The organism is uncultured Succinatimonas sp., assembly GCF_905203285.1.
Lineage (GTDB): Bacteria > Pseudomonadota > Gammaproteobacteria > Enterobacterales > Succinivibrionaceae > Succinatimonas.
In genome coordinates this window covers 1-3,965 of record NZ_CAJKVK010000129.1, presented here as the reverse complement: position 1 = coordinate 3,965, position 3,965 = coordinate 1, and the positions used below count along the sequence as shown (strand labels likewise).

Annotated in this window: 3 protein-coding genes; 1 reads left to right on the top strand and 2 read right to left on the bottom strand. The window is 36.8% G+C overall.

Going from position 1 to position 3,965, the window contains the following annotated elements:
- On the top strand, nt 1-1,233 hold a 1,233-nt coding region (locus QZ019_RS09460; protein WP_295484539.1), incomplete at its 5' end, for an ATP-binding protein.
- Nucleotides 1,234-1,276: 43 nt separating this feature from the next.
- Here QZ019_RS09460 and QZ019_RS09455 read toward each other — a convergent pair.
- On the bottom strand, nt 1,277-2,920 hold the full coding sequence (locus QZ019_RS09455; RefSeq protein ID WP_009143145.1) for a phosphoethanolamine transferase: 1,644 nt from the start codon (nt 2,918-2,920) through the stop codon (nt 1,277-1,279).
- Nucleotides 2,921-3,110: 190 nt separating this feature from the next.
- The coding region (locus QZ019_RS09450) for a helix-turn-helix domain-containing protein (protein WP_295484537.1) at nt 3,111-3,965 on the bottom strand (855 nt) is incomplete at its 5' end.

Here is a 3,965-nt window from a genome sequence, read left to right as displayed (position 1 = left end):
TTAGTTCTTAAAGGAGCAAGACAAGTAGGTAAGACCTGGCTTATGAAAGATTTTGGTCAGCGTTTTTATACGAATTTTGTTTATTGTAACTTTGATGAAAATACAGACTTAAAATCAATTTTTGAGACAAATAAAAATCCGCATAGAATCATCGAGTTATTGTCTTTAATCTCAGGAGAAAAAATAATACCCGGAAAAACTCTAATTATTTTTGATGAAGTACAAGAGTGCGCTGAAGCCCTTAATTGTCTTAAGTATTTTAAAGAAAGGGCTAATGACTATCACGTAATTGCAGCAGGAAGCTTATTGGGAACGTTGGTATCTCAACCTAAATCATATCCTGTAGGTATGGTAAACCTTTTGCACGTGTATCCTTTAACCTTTGATGAGTTTTTAAAAGCTATTAACCCGCAGCTTTTTAAATACTTTGAGACTATAAAAAAAGATCAGACAATTGAGATTGCTTTTCATAACCTATTGCTTGATGCGCTTAATAATTATCTGATAATCGGAGGAATGCCTGAGTGTGTTGATGCGTGGATAAGAGAACAAGATCCGAAAGCGGTGGAAAGTATTCAAAAAGAATTAATTGAGTTTTACGAAAATGATTTCTCAAAACATTCAGGGAAAATAAATAGCGGCAGAATACTGATGGTTTTTCGCAGCATTGTGTCACAGCTGGCTAAGCCAAATGAAAAATTCATGTACGGAGCTGTTCGAGAGGGCGGTAGAGCCAGAGATTTTGAAGAAGCTATTGAATGGCTGGTATCAGCGGGCATGCTCAATCGTGTTTACAATGTTGTAAAAACAGAGCATCCGCTAAAGGCTTTTGAAAAACAAAATGAGTTTAAGTTATTCTTTTTTGATACCGGTTTGCTTAAAACAATGGCAGGGATTGATAACGGATCGATTCTTTTGAAATCTGATTATCAATTTAAAGGGCAACTTGCGGAAAATTACGTTTTGCAGCAATTAATACCCCAGTTTGATGTAGAGCCCAGATATTTTTCAGACAAGAACAGTGAAATTGATTTTGTTTTACAGTATGGCAGTGAAATTATTCCGGTTGAGGTAAAAGCAGGGGAAGACAAGTCGGCGCCCTCCTTTAAACGTTTTGTCGCTAAAAATAAGCCTAAATATGCAATACGCTTTTCAAAACTTAATTATAAAAAAGACGGCGATTTTATTAATATGCCGTTATATCTTACCTGTAAGACAGCATCTTTGCTGTAATAAAAATTACGGCAAAGATGAAACGCGCTTTGCCGTAAAAGAGTTAAGACTTTGTAAAACAGCTTGAGAAAATATCTAAATTCTTCCTATATTCAGCACTTCTTACCTGTAAAAGTCCCATTAATGAGTGAAAGAAATTGTCATGAGAGAAACTTAAAAGTTTAGCCTTTTCTCTAATGCATTTTTTGTTAAGGCGCATAGAATCTGCGCTTTTATCCGGTATCCATAACTGCATCGGAATCCGTGTTTGCTCTTTTGGCGCTATGGCGTAAGGCGTTCCGTGTAAGTAAAGGTTGTTTTCCCCAAGTGACTCTCCGTGATCTGAAATATAAAGTAGCATTGTGTCATTTGTTTTCATGTGCGTTTCAAGAATATTAATAAGTTCGTAAATGACATAGTCGGTGTAAGCTATGGTATTGTCGTAGGCATTGCGTACTTCTTCCAGAGAACAGTTTTCAACGTCAGGACGATTGCAGTCAGGAGTGTATTTGCGGAATTTCTTAGGATATCTTTCATAGTAGCGCGGACCGTGTGAACCGATAAGATGAAAAGCAATCAAGGTGTCTTCTTTTACGTTTTCCGAAAGCTTCTTGGCATAGTTTAAGAAGATTTCGTCTTTGCAGGTACTGCCGTCGCAATGTACTTTGTCGGTAGGTTCTATTCGTATATTTTTGACCCGATCACAAACTCCTTTACATCCGGAGTCGTTATCAAGCCAGGTAATATTTACTCCTGCTTTTTGTAAAACATCCAAGATCCCTTCACGGTTTTCCGCTCTTTTAGCGGTATATTTTTTCCTTGGCATATTGGAAAACATGCAAGGTACGGAATAAGCGGTGGAAGTCCCACATGAGGAAACATTGGCAAAGGAGATGACATTTTCTTTGTTGGTGTAAAAATTGGTATTTCTGTTATAGCCTAGCGCTGAGAAGTTTTGAGCGCGGGCGGTTTCTCCCAACACTAAAAACATTAATTTTGGCTTACTCGTTGTTGTAACTTTATGGGCATTTTCTCCCATAGCGACATAAGGCATTTCTTTTTCAAAATAACGATGCTTGACGTAATTTATCGTTGTATGGACGTAAGAGACTGGAAGAATTTCTTTGTTTAAAGTTCGATTGTTACGTCCGATAAAAGAATATTGCTGATAATAAATAATAACGGAGATCCCGGCAATAACAAGTACGAGTGCCGTTACCGCGATTCTTTGCAATTGTGATTTGATAAAGTTTGGGTAATAAACTTTAAAGCGCCATAAAAGGATTGAGGGAATAACGCCTAAAATTAGTATCGCGCCTATTGAATAAAGCGATATATATGATTTAGCCTCATTTAAATTGGTTTCAAGAAAATTAGTGAGCATATCGCTGTCAAAAATTATTCCGTATTGGATTGCGGCATAAGTTGCTCCGGCACAACTTATGAATAAAAGCGTGCAAGCCGGTTTTAGTACGAATTTCCATGAAAATAAGATAAGAAAAATTGCGTACATCAAAAGAAAAATAGTAATGGGTGCGGTGATGATAAAACTTAAAGATAAATTATCTCCGTTTGTAACGATCTTATAAAAATGCCTCCATAAGGCGATATTTGATACTGTTGTGAAAAATAAAGAAATTATCAGTGTCACGAAAAGGTAATGGTGCGGATTTATTGATAAAAAGCGCTTTAGTTTAAATTGCAGCATAAGTCTATTTCCTAGTTGACTGCAGATTAAAGTTTAAAAATATCCGTTTATTAAACGGACGTTTTTATGACTTAAGAGGGACGATTTAGTTTGTGGATAGTCTTTTAATTAAAGTTAATGAAACAGTTTTAAGAAAAAAAACATACGAATTACTATAAAATGTATGTAATTTCTATTAGACATACAGCAATTATTTTTGTGCCGACGGATTGCAGTCTTCCTGAGGATTGTGGTGGAAAATTTTAGTGTAATCAATAGAAAATTGGGTGCGGCTTAAGTAACCCACCGTGTGGGCGGCGTGTGAAACCGTGTATTTTTCGGTCAAAATAAGCCGTCTTCCTTCGTATAGACGCAGCTTTTTTACATATTGAAGTGGGCTTAATGACGTAATTTCCCCGAAGTTTTTGTAAAAATTGGACGGCGACATGAAGGCTTTGTCGGCCAGCTCTTTAATGTTGGGATTTTCTTTGTAGTGTTTGCTTAGATAGTTAATGACTTCAAGTATCCTGTTGTTTCTTAGGCTGCCTGCAAAAATTCCGCGGATGAAGTCGCCGTGTTTCCCAAGCAACAAGTTGTAGTACAGTTCTTTTAGTGCCAGTTCATAACCGTATGCGACATCTTCTTTACTGTCCAGAAGATGAAGAATTGACAGCATAGCTGAAAGCTCTTTTTTGTCCGTATTTGCAGTGTGGAAGCTGTTTACCACTGACGTGTAGTTTTTAGTGGTGGTTAAATGACTTAATACTTCTGAAATGTAGGGGCGATAAAGCGGTACGTTTACAGTTAATATCGGATTTTCTGTAGAACAGGGAGGAAGAGATATAGATAGCGGAACAAAAATATTGTTAGCAAGTGACTCTCCTTTTTGTATTGAAAATTTGGAATCGCCAAATTCTCCCTTTACTTCGTCGCCTGAGATTAGAAACACGATAAAGGTTGGATGAATAAAGTGACGGTAGATCATGCGTTGGGCATTAAATCTTGAAATATAACCCGGATCGCCTGATTTTTTATGTAGTATAGCAGCTCTTTCTTTTTTCCTCCG